This is a genomic window from Amycolatopsis sp. CFH S0740 (genome assembly GCF_004522315.1).
Classification (GTDB): Bacteria; Actinomycetota; Actinomycetes; order Mycobacteriales; family Pseudonocardiaceae; genus Amycolatopsis; species Amycolatopsis nivea.
Genome location: NZ_SDLS01000046.1, coordinates 36,756 through 53,182, shown reverse-complemented (window position 1 = coordinate 53,182; position 16,427 = coordinate 36,756). Strand labels below are relative to the sequence as shown.

The 16,427-nt window shown below is 70.4% G+C and carries 17 protein-coding genes and 1 pseudogene; 9 read left to right on the top strand and 9 right to left on the bottom strand.

All coding sequences use genetic code 11. The features are described from left to right. The 4 genes and pseudogenes from EIZ45_RS43110 to EIZ45_RS43095 form a co-directional block, all read left to right on the top strand. Nucleotides 1-1,160: pseudogene (locus EIZ45_RS43110) on the top strand (RNA polymerase subunit sigma); the annotation flags it as partial. A 10-nt stretch (nucleotides 1,161-1,170) separates the two neighbouring features. After that, entirely contained in the window at nucleotides 1,171-1,671 is a 501-nt protein-coding gene (locus EIZ45_RS43105) for a GtrA family protein (protein ID WP_134669369.1), read from the top strand. A 37-nt stretch (nucleotides 1,672-1,708) separates the two neighbouring features. Beyond that, nucleotides 1,709-2,233 carry a GtrA family protein gene (locus tag EIZ45_RS43100; RefSeq protein WP_037816006.1) on the top strand — a complete coding sequence of 175 codons (525 nt, stop codon included), beginning with the start codon at nucleotides 1,709-1,711 and terminating at the stop codon, nucleotides 2,231-2,233. Further along, nucleotides 2,230-2,934 carry an HAD family hydrolase gene (locus tag EIZ45_RS43095; RefSeq protein WP_167756714.1) on the top strand — a complete coding sequence of 235 codons (705 nt, stop codon included), beginning with the start codon at nucleotides 2,230-2,232 and terminating at the stop codon, nucleotides 2,932-2,934. The genes EIZ45_RS43100 and EIZ45_RS43095 overlap by 4 nt, the downstream gene beginning before the upstream one ends. Here the strand turns inward: EIZ45_RS43095 and EIZ45_RS43090 are convergent. After that, nucleotides 2,858-4,141: an ATP-binding protein gene (locus EIZ45_RS43090; RefSeq protein WP_037816408.1), complete on the bottom strand. Its 1,284-nt coding sequence runs from the start codon at nucleotides 4,139-4,141 to the stop codon at nucleotides 2,858-2,860. The genes EIZ45_RS43095 and EIZ45_RS43090 overlap by 77 nt on opposite strands. 12 nt (nucleotides 4,142-4,153) lie before the next feature. Further along, nucleotides 4,154-4,855, bottom strand: a complete 702-nt coding sequence (locus EIZ45_RS43085) for a response regulator transcription factor (RefSeq protein WP_009072764.1) — start codon at nucleotides 4,853-4,855, stop codon at nucleotides 4,154-4,156. A 42-nt stretch (nucleotides 4,856-4,897) separates the two neighbouring features. Here EIZ45_RS43085 and hisN point away from each other — a divergent pair, with 42 nt between their 5' ends. Then, a complete protein-coding gene (gene hisN, locus EIZ45_RS43080; protein ID WP_037816009.1) occupies nucleotides 4,898-5,689 on the top strand; it encodes a histidinol-phosphatase in 792 nt (263 codons plus the stop codon). On the opposite strand, the gene EIZ45_RS43075 is transcribed toward hisN, so the two are convergent. From EIZ45_RS43075 to EIZ45_RS43050, 6 genes are all read right to left on the bottom strand, one after another. Continuing rightward, a complete protein-coding gene (locus tag EIZ45_RS43075; protein ID WP_037816012.1) occupies nucleotides 5,683-5,946 on the bottom strand; it encodes a hypothetical protein in 264 nt (87 codons plus the stop codon). The genes hisN and EIZ45_RS43075 overlap by 7 nt on opposite strands. After that, the gene (locus EIZ45_RS43070) at nucleotides 5,943-6,752 is read right to left on the bottom strand and encodes a TNT domain-containing protein (protein WP_238608550.1); all 810 of its coding nucleotides are present in this window, start codon (nucleotides 6,750-6,752) and stop codon (nucleotides 5,943-5,945) included. The genes EIZ45_RS43075 and EIZ45_RS43070 overlap by 4 nt, the downstream gene beginning before the upstream one ends. An 82-nt stretch (nucleotides 6,753-6,834) precedes the next feature. Next, nucleotides 6,835-7,362: a GNAT family N-acetyltransferase gene (locus EIZ45_RS43065; protein ID WP_238608551.1), complete on the bottom strand. Its 528-nt coding sequence runs from the start codon at nucleotides 7,360-7,362 to the stop codon at nucleotides 6,835-6,837. A 40-nt stretch (nucleotides 7,363-7,402) separates the two neighbouring features. Further along, nucleotides 7,403-8,332, bottom strand: coding sequence for a hydroxymethylglutaryl-CoA lyase (locus EIZ45_RS43060; RefSeq protein ID WP_037816016.1), 930 nt, complete (start codon nucleotides 8,330-8,332; stop codon nucleotides 7,403-7,405). A gap of 1 nt (nucleotide 8,333) precedes the next feature. Then, nucleotides 8,334-8,909: a PH domain-containing protein gene (locus EIZ45_RS43055; RefSeq protein WP_037816017.1), complete on the bottom strand. Its 576-nt coding sequence runs from the start codon at nucleotides 8,907-8,909 to the stop codon at nucleotides 8,334-8,336. Nucleotides 8,910-8,992: 83 nt separating this feature from the next. Further along, entirely contained in the window at nucleotides 8,993-9,802 is an 810-nt protein-coding gene (locus EIZ45_RS43050; RefSeq protein ID WP_037816018.1) for a biotin--[acetyl-CoA-carboxylase] ligase, read from the bottom strand. An 80-nt stretch (nucleotides 9,803-9,882) separates the two neighbouring features. Between EIZ45_RS43050 and EIZ45_RS43045 the strand changes: the two genes are divergently transcribed. After that, nucleotides 9,883-10,989: a C40 family peptidase gene (locus EIZ45_RS43045; protein WP_037816020.1), complete on the top strand. Its 1,107-nt coding sequence runs from the start codon at nucleotides 9,883-9,885 to the stop codon at nucleotides 10,987-10,989. 130 nt (nucleotides 10,990-11,119) lie between these two features. Continuing rightward, nucleotides 11,120-11,623 carry a hypothetical protein gene (locus EIZ45_RS43040; RefSeq protein ID WP_238608552.1) on the top strand — a complete coding sequence of 168 codons (504 nt, stop codon included), beginning with the start codon at nucleotides 11,120-11,122 and terminating at the stop codon, nucleotides 11,621-11,623. Here EIZ45_RS43040 and EIZ45_RS43035 read toward each other — a convergent pair. Further along, complete coding sequence (locus EIZ45_RS43035; protein ID WP_134669362.1) at nucleotides 11,583-14,510, bottom strand: BTAD domain-containing putative transcriptional regulator; 2,928 nt, start codon at nucleotides 14,508-14,510, stop codon at nucleotides 11,583-11,585. The two genes, EIZ45_RS43040 and EIZ45_RS43035, sit on opposite strands and share 41 nt — an antisense overlap. 70 nt (nucleotides 14,511-14,580) lie before the next feature. On the opposite strand from EIZ45_RS43035, the gene EIZ45_RS43030 reads away from it, so the two are divergent. Both EIZ45_RS43030 and EIZ45_RS43025 read left to right on the top strand, forming a co-directional pair. Continuing rightward, entirely contained in the window at nucleotides 14,581-15,441 is an 861-nt protein-coding gene (locus tag EIZ45_RS43030; protein ID WP_134669360.1) for an alpha/beta fold hydrolase, read from the top strand. 134 nt (nucleotides 15,442-15,575) lie between these two features. Continuing rightward, entirely contained in the window at nucleotides 15,576-16,412 is an 837-nt protein-coding gene (locus EIZ45_RS43025; RefSeq protein WP_134669358.1) for an alkaline phosphatase family protein, read from the top strand. The last annotated feature ends 15 nt before the right edge of the window (nucleotides 16,413-16,427 follow it).

Here is a 16,427-nt window from a genome sequence, read left to right as displayed (position 1 = left end):
CTGCCCAGCCCGCGCCTCCGGCTGTGCCGCCGCCCGCGGCACCACCGGCCGCTCCGCCGGCGCAGCCGCCTGCCCAGAACCCGCCTGCCGCGCCGCCGCAGCTGTCCGCGTCCATGCCGCCGAGCGGGGTCGAACTCCAGCCGGGCGGCGGACCGGTCGCGCTGCCGATCACCGTGCGCAACAACGGTGGTTCCGTGTCCGAACCGGTCCAGGCGACGCTGAACCTGCCGCCTGGTGTCCGAGCCGTTCAGGCGAACGGCGGCGGCGCGGCTGGCGCGTACTCCAGCGAGGCGGCCGCGCAGTCGGGGCCGATGCAGGTCGCGTGCCCGGGTGGAGAGGGCACGGTCACCTGCAAGACTGGCAGCGGATTGCAGCCTGGGCAATCTGCGGTGCTGATGTTCCGCTTGCAGGCGGACGACAGCGCCAAGGGCGGCGAGGTGACCGGTTCGGTCACTGCGGGTGCTTCGGTCAACGTCAACGTCACCGTGCAGGTGAAGGTCAAGGCCCCGAAGGACGCTCTGTCGCTGTCGGCCAAGGCAATCGGAGGGATGTGGCGGCTGCAGCCGCTCATCGACGCTGAGGTGCAGAACACCGGGGAGAGCACGAAACCCGTGACCATCACCTTTGACCACCGCGTCGAGGGACAGGTCAGCTTCAAGCAGTTCAAGTGCACGTCCGGCGCTTCGAGCACGAGCTGCACCAGCGCCAAACCGCTGGCTCCCGGCGAGCAGGCGTCGCTGTGGGTGCTCGTGAACCGCAAGCCGTTCGACGGTCCGCTCACCGTCACGGTCAACGCCTCGCTCGGCAGCGCCTCGGCGCAACCGGTCGCGGTGGAGCTCGGCTGCTGGTGGAACATGTGCCACGACCCGACGCTCGGGCCGATGTCGTCCACGTCGGTGCCGACGCTGCCGACGCCGTCGATCCCGACCTCGAAGAGCCACCCGCCGAACTCGTCCAAGCACCCGAAGCCGAGCACCACCCTGCCGACTTCGACATCGCCTGACGACGAGACCCCGGACCCGACGTCGAGCAGCCCGGCCGCCACCACGAGCGCGCCGCCGAACCCCGGTTCGGACAGCAAGCCGGGCAAACCCGATAACCACGGCAAACGTCCGCCGTCGGTCGAGCCCCGGGGGTTCTTCGGCTGGGTCACGGAGTAGCGTCCACGAGGTGCGCGAACTCGTGGCGAAGCACCGCGAACTGGTCCGCTTCGCCCTGGTCGGCGGGACGAGCTTCGTCATCACGATGACGATCACGTACGCACTGAAGTTCACCGTGCTGCGGACCCATCCGGTCACGGCGCTGATCGTCGGTGTGCTGATCGCCACGATCTTCTCCTACGTCGCGAATCGCGAATGGTCGTTCCGCACCCGTGGCGGCCGTGAACGTTCCCACGAGGCGGCGCTGTTCTTCCTGCTCAGCGGGGTCGCGCTCGCGCTGAACGCGTTGCCGCAGTGGGTTTCGCGCTACGTGCTGCAGTTGCAGGTGCCGCACGTGAGCCTGGTCGGGCAGGAGACGGCCGACTTCGTCAGCGGGATGATCATCGGCACTCTGCTCGGGACGCTGTTCCGCTGGTGGGCCTTCAAGAAGTGGGTGTTCCCTACGGAGGGCGCCCGGACGGAACCAGCGCGGAATGACAATCCGGATATTCCGGACCGTAAGGCCGCCTGAGACCTGCCGTGACCTCGAATTCTCTAGACTGCGTTACGTGACCGTCGTCGAAACCGTGCTCGCCCGCACGCCCGAGCCGTTGCGCTCCGTGCTCGTGAGGCACCGGGAGCTGCTGAAGTTCGCGATCGTGGGCGGCACGACCTTCCTGGTCGACAACGGCGTCTGGTACCTGCTGAAGCTCAGCGTGCTGGAGTCGAAACCGACCACGGCGAAGGCGATCGCGATCATCGTCGCGACGATCGTGTCGTACGTGCTCAACCGCGAATGGTCGTTCCGCACCCGCGGCGGCCGCGAACGCGCCCACGAGGCCACGCTGTTCTTCGTGATCAGCGGGGTCGCGGTGGTGGTGAACCTGATTCCGCTGCTGATCTCGCGCTACTGGCTGCACCTGGAAGTGCCGCACGTGTCGCGGTTCGTGCAGGAGGTCGCGGACTTCGCGAGCGGGTCGATCATCGGCATGCTGCTGGCGATGGTGTTCCGGTTCTGGGGCTTCAAGAAGTGGGTGTTCCCGGACGAGCTGGGGGAACGGCGGAAGGACGGGGTCACCCGGCTTCCCCGGTGACCCGGCTGGCGCTGGTCGATCTGGACGACACGCTGACCGATCTCAGCGGCGCGTTTTCCCGCTGGGCGGCGGAATTCGCCTCCCAGCACCGGCTTCCCGAGGACGCGGCGGCCTGGCTGATCTCGGCGCGGCGCGGCGGGCCGATGGACCGGTTCTTCGCGGAGGTCCAGCAGCGATTCGACCTGGCCGAGCCCGCTGAACAGCTGTGGGCGAGTTACCGCACGAGGATTCCGCAGTTGGTGCAGCTCTACCCCGGCGTGCTGGACGATCTCGGCACCCTGCGCGCCGCGGGATGGCGAATCGGCATCGTCACCAACGGCATGCAGGACAACCAGCTGGCAAAACTCCACCGAACCGGCCTCGCCAACGCAGTCGACGGTTATTGCATTTCCGCCGCTGTCGGCCTGCGCAAGCCCGATCCGCGCATCTTCCAGCTCGCCGCGCAAAACTGCGGAACCACGCTGACCCCCGACGATTGGGTCATCGGCGACAGCCCTGATCTGGACATCGCGGGCGGGCATAACGCCGGACTGCGCACACTCTGGATCAGCCACCACCGCACGTGGCCGCAAGGTCAACCACCGCACCGGATCGCGGCTGACCTGCGGGAAGCTGTCCAGATCCTCAGCGAGGAACCGGCTCCGCGGGCCACCGCAATTCGCCCACCTCGTCCGGGCGCGGCACCTTCAGGAACAGACTGAAAATCGCCGGACGCTTATTCGACAGTTCCAGCCGTCCGCCGTCCGCCTCGACCAGTGCGCGGGCCAGAGCCAAACCCACGCCGGTCGAACCGCCGCCCGAAAAACCGCGTTCGAAAATGTGCGGCGCGATTTCGTCCGGCACTCCGGATCCGGTGTCCGCGACCTCGATCACCACAGTCCCCTCCGCGTCACCGCGGCGGGCGGACAGCGTGACCGTCCCCGCTCCGTGGCGGAGGGCGTTGTCCAGCAGCACGCCGATCACCTCGCGCAGCCGCGCCGGAGTCACGCGCACCATCAAGCCGTCCGCGACCTTCAGACGCAAATTCCGTCCCTCGACGCGCAGCAGCTGACGCCATTCCTCCGCGACAGCGGGCAACGCCACCGGCAGATCGACCGGTTCGGCGTCTACCTCGCGGGCAGCGCGCGCGGCGGCCAGCAGTTCGTCCAGGGCCTGCGCCAGGCGGTCGGCTTGTTCCTGCGCGGCTCGGGACTCCTCGACGACATCCGGGTCCTCGTGGCCGGTCAAGGGCTCCAGCCGCAGCTGCAGCGCGGTCAACCGGCTGCGCAGCTGGTGCGAGACATCCCCGACCAGCTGTCGTTCCCGCTGCACGAGCTGCGCCAAGGCGGACCCCGACGTGTCCAGGGCTTCCGCGACCATGTCCAGTTCGGCCACGCGGTAGCGGCTCGGATCCGGCCGGAAATCGCCGCCGCCCAGGCGGGACGCGCGGTCTGCGACGTGCCGGAGCGGTTTCGCCAGGCGGCGCGCGGTCACTGTCGCCACCACGGTGCCGGTGCCGACCGACAGGACCACCAGCAGCACGACCAGCAGCGTCACCTGCGTCTGCTTCGTGCGGACCGGACCGCTGGGGATCGCCAGCATCACCGTGCCGCTTCGCGCGGTCGGCACCGATTCGACCACCGGGTCCGGGCCGGGGTTCGCGCCGAGGTGTTTTTCGCTGAAGCCCTCGGCGCGCACGATCAGCATGCCGCCCTCGGGAACGCCGACCCGGAACTGCTCCAGGTCGATCTCCTGGCCGTTCGCGACCTGCGTGTCGACCGTCGCGGCGATGTTGCGCGCCCGTTCGGCCAGGCTTTCCCGGTTGAGGTTCTCCACCAGCCGCCACGCGGTGACGCCGAGCGGGATGCCCAGCACGGCCGCGGTGACCAGCACGGCGAGGAGGATCGCCAGCAGGATCCGGCGGCGCATGCTCATCGGCGGCTACTCGACATTGAACCGGAACCCGACGCCGCGCACGGTCGCGATGCGCCGTTCGGCGTCGGAGTGCGCGGGCTTCGCTTGCCTGCCCGCCGCCTCGTCGGCGGCGACCGCGAGTTTGCGGCGCAGCCAGGACATGTGCATGTCGAGGGTCTTCGACGTCTTGGACTCGAGGTCGTTCCACACCTCGGCGAGGATCTCGTCGCGGCTGACGACCTGCCCGGCCCGGCTCATCAGCACGCGCAGCAGCTCGAACTCCTTGTTCGCCAGCTGCACCTCGTGCGAGTCCACAGTGACCAGTCGCGCGCCGAGGTCCATCCGGACGCCGCCGGCCTCCAGCACCTCCGGCACCCGGCGGCGCAGCAGCGCGCGGATCCGCGCGAGCAGTTCGGCCAGCCGGAACGGCTTGGCCACGTAATCGTCCGCGCCCGCGTCGAGGCCGACGACGAAATCGACCTCGTCGGTGCGCGCGGTGAGCATCAGCACCGGCAGTTCGGTGCCGCTCGCGCGCAGTCTGCGGCACACCTCCAGCCCGTCCATCCCGGGCAGCCCGAGATCGAGCACGAGCAGGTCGACCCGGTGCGCGGCGGTCGCGGCCAGCACCGCCGGGCCGTCGGTCACGACCTCGATCTCGTACCCCTCCCGGTGCAGCGCGCGGGACAGCGGCTCGGCGATGGCCGGATCGTCTTCGGCAAGTAGGACCATGCTCACCTGGCCAACCTTACGGCGAACGGGCGTGAAACCATCGTGACCGTGCCTGCCTACTCGGATGACCTCGTTCTCGCCACCCGGCTGGCGGACGCCGCCGACGCGCTGACCACTGCCCGTTTCCGTGCGCTCGACCTCGCGGTGTCCGCGAAACCGGACCGCACGCCGGTGACCGACGCCGACACCGCGGTCGAGGACGCGATCCGCGAAATCCTCGCCGCGCAGCGGCCCGGCGACACGGTCGCGGGCGAGGAACGCGGCGGCTCGGCGGGCAGCGAGGGCCGGGCGTGGGTGATCGACCCGATCGACGGGACCAAGAACTTCCTGCGCGGACTCCCGGTGTGGGCGACGCTGATCGCGCTGGTCGAGGACGGCACGCCGGTGGTCGGCATGATCAGCGCGCCGTTGCTGGGCCGGCGCTGGTGGGCGGCTCGCGGCGAGGGCGCGCACCTGCGCGACGCGGCGGGCGAACGGCGCATGTCGGTGTCGAAGGTAGCGACGCTCGGCGACGCCTATCTGTCCACGACGGACTTGAACAGCTGGACCGAGTACCACTCCCGCGAGAAGTACCTGGCGCTCACCGAGGCGTGCTGGGAGTCCCGCGCGTTCGGTGATTTCTGGAGCCACTGCCTCGTCGCCGAAGGCGCGATGGACGTCGCGGCCGAGTGCATCGTGAACCCGTGGGACGTCGCCGCCGCGCAGGTGATCGTCACCGAGGCGGGCGGGCGGTTCACCGATCTTTCCGGTGCGGAGACCTACGAGGGCGGCTCAGCGCTGTCCACGAACGGCCTCCTGCACGACGAAGCGCTGGCCGTGCTCCGCCGTCAGTGAGCGCCGGGCAGCACGCCGACCGCGCCGCGCGCCACCTGTGACCAGGTCAGCCTGCCGAAGAGGTAGTGGCAGGCGACCTGCTCGGAGGTGAACGCGGCCCAGTCGTAGCGGTTGCCCTGCTCGCGCCAGAACACTTCCCAGCCGCCGTCCGCGGTCGGCAGCAGGCACCACGTGTTGTCCGCTTCCCGGCCGATCGACACGACTTCCCCGGGCACTCCGATGACGTCCAGCCATTTGCGAATCGACTGGGTGTTCATCGTGCCTCCCGCGTGACGTCGACCAGGAATCCCAGCGTGACCAGTTCGTCCGCGGAGAGCACCGCACGGTAGCGGATTCCGCCGCCTGGCCCGTCGAACCACTCCGCCGACGTGGTTTGCCACACCGGCATCGGCTTCAGCACGCGATACCGGCGGTAGCCCGACCGCAGCGCGGCGGGCGGCAGCGCGCGTTCCGCGAACGGCGTGCCGTCCGGCGCGAACACGCGGCCGTGGTCGCTGCCGAAACGGTCCAGCAGCGTGTTTTCCGGCAGTACCACCGGATTCGGCTCTTCGACGCCGCCCTCCGCGGGCGGCCACACGTACTCGGCGCCGACCACGAACCGGCTCTCCCACTCGGGACCCTCCGGCGCGACATAGCCTTCGACGACCGCCTCGGGCGGCTCCGGGTCCACCGGCGGCGCGGGCGAACGCCGGAAGCCCTGCTTGACGTATCCGAGCACCGCGGAGTCGTCCAGCAACGCCGATTCCGGATGGTCGAACAACGGACGCCGCGCGCCCTCGGCGCCCGCGTCCGCGGGCAGCGGCAACTGCCGGTCCGGACGGTCCGCCGCCACCGGCAAATGCCCGAGCGGGAACATGTGGACGGCGAACAGCGCCAGCACGCTTTCCCGGTCGGTGCGCGGAGAACCGACCGGCGGACGGCTGTGCGCGGGCAGCACGCCGGTGCCCGAAGGCGGGGTGGGCACCTCGTCGAAGCCGCGGTGCAGCAGCCCGCCGTATTGGGCGGGCACGCGCACCGGGCCGGTGGCGACGTCGGTGTCTGCCGGTTCGGGCTGGTCGGACACTGGCACCCTCTTCTCGGTCGTGCCGGCACCGGGTCGGACGCTCGCTCGCACCAGGAGGTTCCGGGCGAACGGGAAGCCCACCTTATCGGGCGATCGCGATGCGCCGCCGCACCAACGCGCGGGCCGCGCCGCGCTTCTCGACCACCTCGAACCCCGCGTCGGCGAACATGCCGGCAGTGCCGTGATAGAGGTCCGAGGAGGTCGACCGAGGGCCGACCTCCACCGGATACCCCTCGACAGTTTCCGCGCCCTGTTCGGCGGCGTAGTCCACGGCAGCCCGCAGCAACGCCGACGCCAGCCCGCGACGGCGGCCACGACGGTGGATGTAGAAGCAGGTCACCGACCAGACCGCGCCGGGTTCGTCCGACGCCATCACGCGCGACCGCGCCAGCCGCGGATTGTCCTTCCGCGGCGACACGGCCACCCAGCCCAGCGGCTCGCCGTCGACGATGCCCAAGAGCCCCAACGGTTTCCCGTCCTGGGCCTCGCCTCGGACATGCTCCTTGCGACCGTCGCGACCGGCGGCCTTGTAGTCCGGACCGCTGAGCCGGAAGAACGTGCACCAGCAGCCGCCCTGTACCCCGCCGGGGCCGAAGAGCCGCTCGAACAACGGCCATGTCTCCGCGCTGAGCGGAACGAATTCGGGAGCGCTATCCGGCAAGCGCGTTCACGACCCGCGACGGCGACGGACGGCCGAGCTGCCCTGCCATCCACACGCTGGTCTCCACCAGCTTGCCGAGATCGACACCGTGCTCCACGCCCAGCCCTTCCAGCAGCCAGACCAGATCCTCGGTCGCCAGGTTGCCGGTCGCCGACTCGGCGTACGGGCAGCCGCCGAGACCGCCGGCCGACGAGTCCACAGTGGACACACCGGCGCGGAGCGCGGCCTCGGTGTTGGCCAGCGCCTGGCCGTAGGTGTCGTGGAAGTGCACGGCGAGCGCCGAAGTGTCCCCGAACGCCTCGATCAGCCGGGTGACCTGGTTCGTGGTCGCGACGCCGATGGTGTCGCCGAGCGAAAGCTGCGAGCAGCCGAAGTCGAGCAGCCGCTTGCCCGCGCGCACAACCTGCTCCACGTCGACCACGCCTTCCCACGGGTCGCCGAAGCACATCGACAGGTACCCGCGGACCTCGAGGCCCTCCTTGCGGGCCCGAGTGACGACCGGTTCGAACATGCCGAACTGGTCGTCGAAGGTCGAGTTCAGGTTGCGCTGGGCGAAGGTCTCGGTGGCGCTGGCGAAGATCGCGATGTGGTCGACGCCCGCGTCGAGCGCGCGGTTGAGGCCGCGGTCGTTCGGGACCAGCACCGGGTAGCGGACGCCGTCGTGGCGGTCGAGCCCGGCGAGCAGCTGTTCGGCGTCGGCGAGCTGCGGCACCCACTTCGGGTGCACGAAGCTGGTCGCCTCGAGGGTGGTCAGCCCGGCGCCGGCGAGCCGGTCCAGGAATTCGAGCTTGACCTCGACCGGCACGACCGAGCTCTCGTTCTGCAGCCCGTCGCGCGCCCCGACCTCCCAGATCTCGACCCGCGGCGGCAACCCGCCCGCGGGGACCCGTTCCGGCAGGCCGACCTCTCGAGCACCCACGTCAGCGTCTCCTTCCGCGCGGTTCCCGGCCGCGCGGGGGCAGAGGTTCGGTGTCCTGCGGACCGGGCGCGCCGTGGTAGTCGTCGTAGGGATTGTCGTTGACTTCGCGGTAAATGACCGTGTGCACGTGCTCGACGTGGGGAATGTCATCGAAGCGCAGCGGCTCGTCCGAGGCCGATTCGATGATGAGCGTGCCGCAGCCGAAGATCCGGTCGAGCAGGCCGTGCTCGAACTGCACGCTGTTGATCCGCGACAGCGGGATGTCGATGCCGGTGCGCTTGAGCACGCCCTCGCGCGCGATCAGCCGGTCGGTCGTCACGATGAAGTGCGTCGTGCGCCAGCGGACGAGCGGTGCGAGGAACAGCCACACCACCAGGACGAGCGCCACCACCGCGATCGCGATCATCGACACGTTGTTCCACGGACCGGCGAGGTCCCGCGTGACCACGAGCAGCCACACCGCGGCGCCGACGGTGATCACGAACGCCAGGAACGGGAAGATCAGCATCTTGAAATGCGGGTGGCTGTGCACCACCACGCGTTCGTTCTGGCTGAGCAAATCGTCCGGATAGGCCACGGCGGGCGCTCCCCTGCGAATGTGTGCCGATGTGGTGGATCCACCGTACCGGCGCGGGCCTCGCGCGGGCGCGCCCGTTCCGGTCAAGCAGGGCGGACGTGCACCACATCACCGGCGAAGACGGTCAGCCGCCGCCCGTCGGGAACGTCGACCTGCAACTGGCCGGACGCGTCCAGGTCCGCGGCGCGGCCGGTGAGCGTCGACCCGTCCGGCAGCTGCACCTGGACGTCCTGGCCGAGCGTCGCGCAGCGGGCGCGGTAGTCGCCGAGCAGACCGGCCTCGGTGAGGTCGCCGCCCGCCGTCCGCCAGCGGCGTTCGAGGTCGTCGAACCTGGTCAGCAGGCCGAGCGCGATCTCGGTGCGGTCGGTGGTCGTCGCGCCCTGCTCGGCGAGCGAGGTCGCGGGAAGACCGCCCGGACCGGCCGGGACGTCGTCGCCGAGCGGCAGGACGTTCAGCCCGATGCCGAGCACCACGGCCGCGTCGTCGGCGCCGACGGCCTCGGCGAGGATGCCCGCGCACTTGGCCCGGTCCGGCCCGGCGAGCACGTCGTTAGGCCATTTGAGGGCGACGTCGACGCCCAGATCGGTGGCGAGCGCGTGCACCGCGAGCCCAGCGACCACGGACAGTGAACCGAGCGCGGAGAACGGCACGCCCGCCGGGCGCAGCGCGATGCTCAGGTAGAGCCCGGCGCCCTTCGGCGAACTCCACGAACGAGCCCGCCGTCCGACCCCGGCCGTCTGGTGTTCGGCCAGCAAAACGGTCCGGTCCGCCGCTCCCGCGACGAGCGCTTCCCGCAGGTCAGCATTGGTGGAACCGGTCGTCTCCACGACGTCGAGGCGGGCGTAGCGGCCGCCGAGTCCGTCCCGCAGCCGCGCCGCGTCGAGTTCAGCCATGTGCCCACAATATGAGAGTCCCCCTAACGTGCAAGCCGTTCGCTCGTTACCCAGAGGTGCGCTCTTCTAGATTGGACGCCGTGACGCCGGAGACCCCCACCGCCGACGCGCCGCCGAAGCCCGCTTGGGCTCGCGGCGCGCTGTATCGCGGGCTCGTGGCGTTGCCGCTGGTCGCCGGCCTCGCCACCGCGGGCTGGCTGGTCGCCGGACGCGACCAGCCCGCTCCCGTTCCGGCGCAGGCCGCGCTCACCGCGCCGGTGCCCACCCAGACCGTCAGCGGTCCGTCGGTGCTGCAGGCGAGCGCTCCGGTGCAAGCGCAGGAACCGGCGCAGGGCGCGGCGGGCGGAGGCGGTGGTCCGGCCCCGCTGCAGAAGTGGGCGGATTCGCTCGCCGGGCCGCTGGACATCCCGGCCCCCGTTTTGCTCGGGTACGCCAACGGCGAGCTGACCATGCGCAAGGAACGCCCGGACTGCCACCTGTCGTGGGTCACGCTGGCGGGCCTCGGCGTCGCCGGCAATAACCACGGCCGCGGCGACGGCGAGCCGATGGGGCTTTCGACGCAGCAGTGGAAGAAGTACGGCGCGCAGATCCCCGGCATCGCGAATCCGGCGCTGTCCGACCCGTCGGCCGCGTCCGTCGCGGCGGGACGCGCGCTGTGCGCGAGCGGCGTCGATCTGTCCGCGGGCAACGGCTGGTGGAAGGCCGTGGCCGGTTACGAGAACGGCAGCGGCATGGAGCTGTTCCGGCAGCGCGTGCTCGGCTACGCCCAGCTGTACGCGACGCTCTCCCTGGACCCGGCGAAGGCGAACGCGCCGTCGGTGCGCGCCACACGATTCGCGCTCGGACAGCTCGGCCTGCCGTACGTGTGGGGCGGCAACGGCCCCGACGCGGGCGCGGCCGGATTCGACTGCTCGGGTCTCACCAAGGCTTCCTACGACAGCGCCGGGGTTTCCTTGCCGCGCACGGCGGACAGCCAGTTCCGCTCGATGCCGCCGGTTCCGGCCGGGCAGGAACCGCAGCTGGGCGACCTCGTCTTCTACGGCAGCCAGGCGCACATCCACCACGTGGGGCTGTACCTGGGGAACGGCCTGATGATCAACGCGCCGACCGAGGGCCAGGCGATCCAGATCCACACGTTCCACCGGCCCGGCGACGACTACGCCGGGGCGGGGCATCCGGCGAACTGACGTCGAACCTCAGGATCAGCGGCAACTTTCCCGTTTCCGCACGCAGCGCCCGTCTGTCGCTTATGCTCCGGAGCATTCTTCCTGACGGGAAAGGCACGCCATGTCCGCTCGTATGCTCCCCTTTCTCGCCGTGGGCGCTGCCCTCCTGATCAGCAGTTGCTCCGGCGAAAGCGGCGGCACCGCGGCTCCCGCTCCCTCCGCGCCCTCGAGCGCACCCGCGTCTTCCTCAGCCGCGCAGCCGTCGCCGTCGACCTCGGCGGCACCGCCGTCGTCCTCCTCCGCGGCCGAGTCGACCGGCGGCGACGCGGTCGAGCGGTACGAAGCCTTCATGCACGCGGCGGGCAGGCAGGACCTCGCGACGGTGTGCGAGATCGCCGGTCCGGCCGCCAAGCAGGCGGAAGACCAGGGCATGGGACCGTGCGAGAAGACCATGCCGATGGCGTTCCAGCTGATCTCCCCGGCGCAGAAGAAGGCCCTGCAGACGGCCACGGTCGACCGGTCCAAGATCAAGGAAGGGGCCAAGCGGGTCGAGATCCCGGCGCGCGCGGTGAAGGCTTCCGTCAAGTTCACCGACAGCGACCTCGGCGACGCCGTCATGGAGAATCGCGGCGGGAAATGGTACGTAGTCGACTGACCCAGTGCGCGGCACCCGCGCGGCGGGCCACTTCGGCGGCCTTGCGGTAGTGCTCGTCGGGCGGCAATCCCAGCCGGACAGCCAGTTCGCCCAGGTAGTAGGCGACCGGGCCGAGCGTCACCACACCGGAACCGGCACCGGCCAGCTCGTTCTCCGCGGGAGCCAGTCGCGCATACAGCTCGCGTGCGTCGCCGGTCGAAACGGTAAGGCACGCCCGGAGTTCCAGGAACAGGTCCGGGCGATCCGGCGGCAGCGTGAAGTCCACTGTGGACTCCAGGCCGTGCTGGACGTAAAGGCAATGCCGGGCCAGCGGCAGCAGCCCGCGGTCCACTCCGGACATTCCGCTGCCGGACAACCGGGCCGCGGCACTGCGGTAAGCGGCTTCCGCGGCGGCGACCGGGCCGGTGACGGCCAGGCGGAGCGCGCGGTACCAGTCGGTGAACACGCTGACGAGCGGGAGGTCGTACTGCTCCCCCAGCCGGTCCGCCGCGATCGCGTGGGTGTCGGCGGCGGCGAAATCGGCCAGCGCTGAGCGGGCCTGCATCAGCACCAGGTGACCGAGCACCTCGAACGTCACCAACCGGTGCCGGGCGGCCAGTTCGACCAGTTCCTCGCCGATCCGGGCGCGTTCCGGGGCCAGACCGGCGCGGGTGAAGGTCTGCGTCCAGCGTGCGTTCAACGCCAACGCCAGCAGCGCCGGATCCTCGGCGGACCGCGCCAGTTTCTCCGCCTCGACAGCCGCGTCGTGGGCGCGTTGACCGCCTTCGTTGCGCAGTTCCAACGCGATGGTCGCCAGCAGCCGGGCGCGTACGAGCGGATCGGTGGTGTGCACACGTTCGGCGGCGTCGGCGATGCGGCGGGCCAGGACGGGATCGTCGTTCTCGGTCCAGATTCCCGGGACGTCGAAGGCGGTCAAAACGCGGATGGTCAACGCGGAATCGTCGCCGGCGAGGTCCAGCGCCTCGGCGCGGTAGCGGCGCGCGGCGGCCAGGGAGCCGGTGAACGCGGACGTCCGGGCGAGGCCCATCAGCAATTCCACCGTACGCGGACCTTGCGCCAAAGCGGCTTGCCAGAGCCGAAGTGCTTCGTGCGGCGCGAAATCTCGTTCGGCGCGTTCCGCGGCTGCTTGCGCATAGGCGGTGCCGCGGTCGTCTCCGGCGAGCAAGAAATGGTGCGCCAGCAGGGAAATCGCGGACGGTCGACGACTCGCCAACGCCTCGCCGACTTCGCGATGCAGCTGTGCGCGTCGAGCGAGCGAAAGGTCATCGTAGACAGCGTCGCGGACGAGCGCGTGCGCGAACCGGAACGCCCTCGGTCCGCTTTCGACCAGAAAACCTGCCTGCACAGCGGTTTCCAGCTCGTCGAGGACGTCACCGAGCAGGCCGAGGTCGACGTCCGCGCCGATCACCGCGGCCTTCCCCAGCACCGCGCGTACGTGGTCGGGCAACGCGGCGATCCGGTTCCGGACGACGTCGCGCACTCCGTCCGGCAGGTCGCCTTCGGCATCCAGCGCGCGGGCGAGTTCCTTGACGAAGAACGGGTTTCCGCCAGAACGCCGGTGAATCACCGCGGCCGACTCGGGCCCGACCAATTCGGCGACAGCCTCGACCGAAAGTCCGCCCAGATACAGCCGAACCGGGTCGGCGCGCGCGAGTCTGCCCAACGCCGCGGTCAGTTCTGCGGAGACCTCGGTGGTCCGATACGTCGCGACCAGCAGCACCGGAGCCGCGGTCATCGACGTCAGCAGTGCCAGGGTTTCCTCGCCAGCCCACTGCAAATCGTCCAGAACAAGCAGCAGCGGGCCCCGGCGAGCTACCTCGGAAATCCGTGCCGTCATCGCCTGATGCCATTCGAAGCGCGCGACCGCCGGATCGCCCCCGGTCGCCCGCGGCGGAACCGGTTCGCCCAACGCAGCAAGAATCCGTGTCCACGGCCAGGCGGGCGGCACTCCGGCACCGTCCGGATTGAGGCCCCACGCCGTGGTCCAGCCGAGCCGCGCGGCGAATTCCTCGACGAGGGCCGTCTTGCCCGCACCCGCCTCACCGGACACCAGCACGAGGCGGAAACGCTTGCGGTCAGCCACTTCCGCCGTGACCTCGGCGAGCCGCGCCAGCTCCGGATCCCGCCCGGCCAGCCGACCGGGAACAGCCGGGGCCAACTGCGGAGCCTGCGCCAGGATGTCCTGCTCCACCTGCCGCAACGCCGGGCCGGGATCGACCCCCAGCTCCGCCGCCAACCCGGCCCGCGCCCGACGCAAGGCAGCAAGCGCGTCCCCCTGACGGCCGGCGCGGTACAACGCGAGCGCCAGCAGTCGCCACGCTTCCTCGCGCAGCGGATGAGCGTCCACAAGGGACTCCAGGTCCGGCACGGCTTCGGCAGCACGGCCGAGATCCAGCAGACCAGCCGCCCGCCGCTCCAGCGCGAGCAGCCGCAGTTCGTCCAGCCGAGCCCGTTCGGCCCGCGCCCACGGCTCGTCCGCGAACTCCGCGTACGGCTCGCCCCGCCACCAGCCGAGCGCCTCGTCCAGCTGCGCGACCGACGGCGTCCCGCGCAGCAACGCCTCGAACCGCCACGCGTCGACCTGCTCCGGTTCCGCCCGCAGCGCATACCCCGGCCCGGCAGTGACCAGCAGTTTCGCGGGCGTCCGCGGCGGACGGTCCGGTTCGAGTGAACGCCGCAGCGCGCCGACGAACGTCTGCACCGCACCGACCGCACCCGCGCGCGGCTCGGTCCACAACGCGTCGACCAGCGCGTCCGTCGACACCACCTGCCCGCGAGCGACGAGCAGGCGCGCGAGCACCGCGCGATGGCGCGGCCCGGGCAACGCCACCGGCCCGCGTGCGTCGCAGGCCGCCAGGGGGCCGAGCACCGAGAACGAGATGGTCATCAGTTCCGTACTGTAATCAGCTCGGTCGTTGCTGATCGGTTGCTGATAGGCCCGGCGCACGCTGGGTCGCATGAACTTCGACTACCAGCGGGTGCCCGTCGCCGACGGCGTATCCCTCAACGTGGCGGTCGCGGGCTCCGGCTCGCCCGTCGTCCTGCTGCACGGCTTCCCGCAGACCCACCTGATGTGGCGGCACGTCGCCGCCGACCTGGCCGCCGACCACACCGTGCTGTGCCCTGACCTGCGCGGCTACGGCGACAGCGACAAGCCAGCCGACGACGGCGAGACCTACTCGAAGCGCACGATGGCCGCCGACGTCGTCGCCCTCGCGCGCGCCTTCGGCCACGAAAAGTTCGCGCTCGCCGGGCACGACCGCGGCGCGCTCGTCGCCATCCGCGCCGGCCTCGACCACCCGGACCACGTGTCCCACCTGGCCATCCTCGACGTGCTGCCGACGCTGGACATGTGGGAGGTGCTGCACGGCGTCAGCGCGTCCGTCGCCTTCCACCTCTACCTGATGGCGCAGCCGCCCGGCCTGCCCGAGCAGCTGATCAGCGGCGCGCCGGACGCGTTCTTCAGCTACTTCCTCGACCAGTGGGGCGCCGACCCGGAGTCCATCCCGGCCGACATCCGCGCCCGGTACCTCGAAGCGAGCCGCAACGCCGTCCCGTCGATCGTCGCCGACTACCGCGCCTCCGCGGGCATCGACATCGACCACGACCGCGCCGACCGCGACGCGGGCAACCAGCTGAAGATGCCGACTACGGTGCTACAGCAGGGCTGGGGCGACGCGCTGGGCTTCGACGCGACCGCGCTCTGGCGCGCGTGGGCACCGGACCTTGTGCACGAAACCGTGCACAGTGGACATTTCATGGCCGAGACTTCCCCTGCCGGCGTTACGAAATCGCTGCGGGACCTGCTCGCGCGCTGACCCGCCGAAAGTCGTGCCCCGGACGAGTGGTCGCCAGTTATTCACCCACCGATCGCTCTCCGGGACGCCTTCGCCGTGGCACGGTCTATGCCGCTCCCACCTGAGCGCATTTCCCGACCGATCTTGGAGGACCTGTGTTCCGCAAGCGGATCGTGGCAGCCGTCGCGACGGCGATTCTCGGTGCGGCGACCGCCGCCCAACCCGCCTCAGCAGCGGCGTCCGTGCCCACCTTCGACCACATCGTGCTCGTCATGTTCGAGAACGAATCGTCGACGTCGATCGACTCGACCACCGCGCCCTACTTCGCCTCGCTCGCCGCGCAGGGCGCGAACTTCACCGACTCCCACGCGATCACGCACCCGAGCCAGCCGAACTACGTCGCACTGTTCTCAGGCGACACCCAGGGCGTCACCGACGACAGCTGCCCGCAAAACCTCGGCGCGAAGGACAACCTCGGATCGCAGCTCGCCGGCGCGGGGAAGACCTTCACCGGCTACTCGGAGTCCATGCCGTCCGACGGCTACACCGGCTGCTCCTCCGGCGAGTACCGGCGCAAGCACAACAGCTGGGTCGACTTCTCGAACGTGCCCGCGTCGAGCAACCTGCGCTACTCCCGGTTCCCGACGGACTACTCGCAGCTGCCCAGCGTCGCGTTCGTGACCCCGAACATGTGCAACGACATGCACGACTGCTCGGTCGGCACCGGAGACACCTGGCTGAAGAACAACCTCGACGGCTACGCACAGTGGGCCAAGACGCACAACAGCCTGCTGATCGTGACGTTCGACGAGGACGAAGGCACCTCGACCAACCAGATCTACACGTCGTTCACCGGCGCGCACGTGAAACAGGGCGACTACGCGGAGACGATCAACCACTACACCGTCCTGCGCACCATGGAGGCCGCCAACGGTCTCCCCGGCCTCGGCAACGCGGCTGGCGAGACGCCGATCACCGACGCCTGGCAGTGACGCGCACCGGTCGCG

Bases quoted from the DNA above. Each gene is read 5' to 3' on its own strand.
- EIZ45_RS43050 (WP_037816018.1), bottom strand. From the start codon at position 9,802: ATGGCTGAACTCGACGCGGCGCGGCTGCGGGACGGACTCGGCGGCCGC.
- EIZ45_RS43090 (WP_037816408.1), bottom strand. From the start codon at position 4,141: ATGCGCCGCCGGATCCTGCTGGCGATCCTCCTCGCCGTGCTGGTCACC.
- EIZ45_RS43030 (WP_134669360.1), top strand. From the start codon at position 14,581: ATGAACTTCGACTACCAGCGGGTGCCCGTCGCCGACGGCGTATCCCTC.
- EIZ45_RS43035 (WP_134669362.1), bottom strand. From the start codon at position 14,510: ATGACCATCTCGTTCTCGGTGCTCGGCCCCCTGGCGGCCTGCGACGCA.
- EIZ45_RS43085 (WP_009072764.1), bottom strand. From the start codon at position 4,855: ATGGTCCTACTTGCCGAAGACGATCCGGCCATCGCCGAGCCGCTGTCC.
- EIZ45_RS43075 (WP_037816012.1), bottom strand. From the start codon at position 5,946: ATGAACACCCAGTCGATTCGCAAATGGCTGGACGTCATCGGAGTGCCC.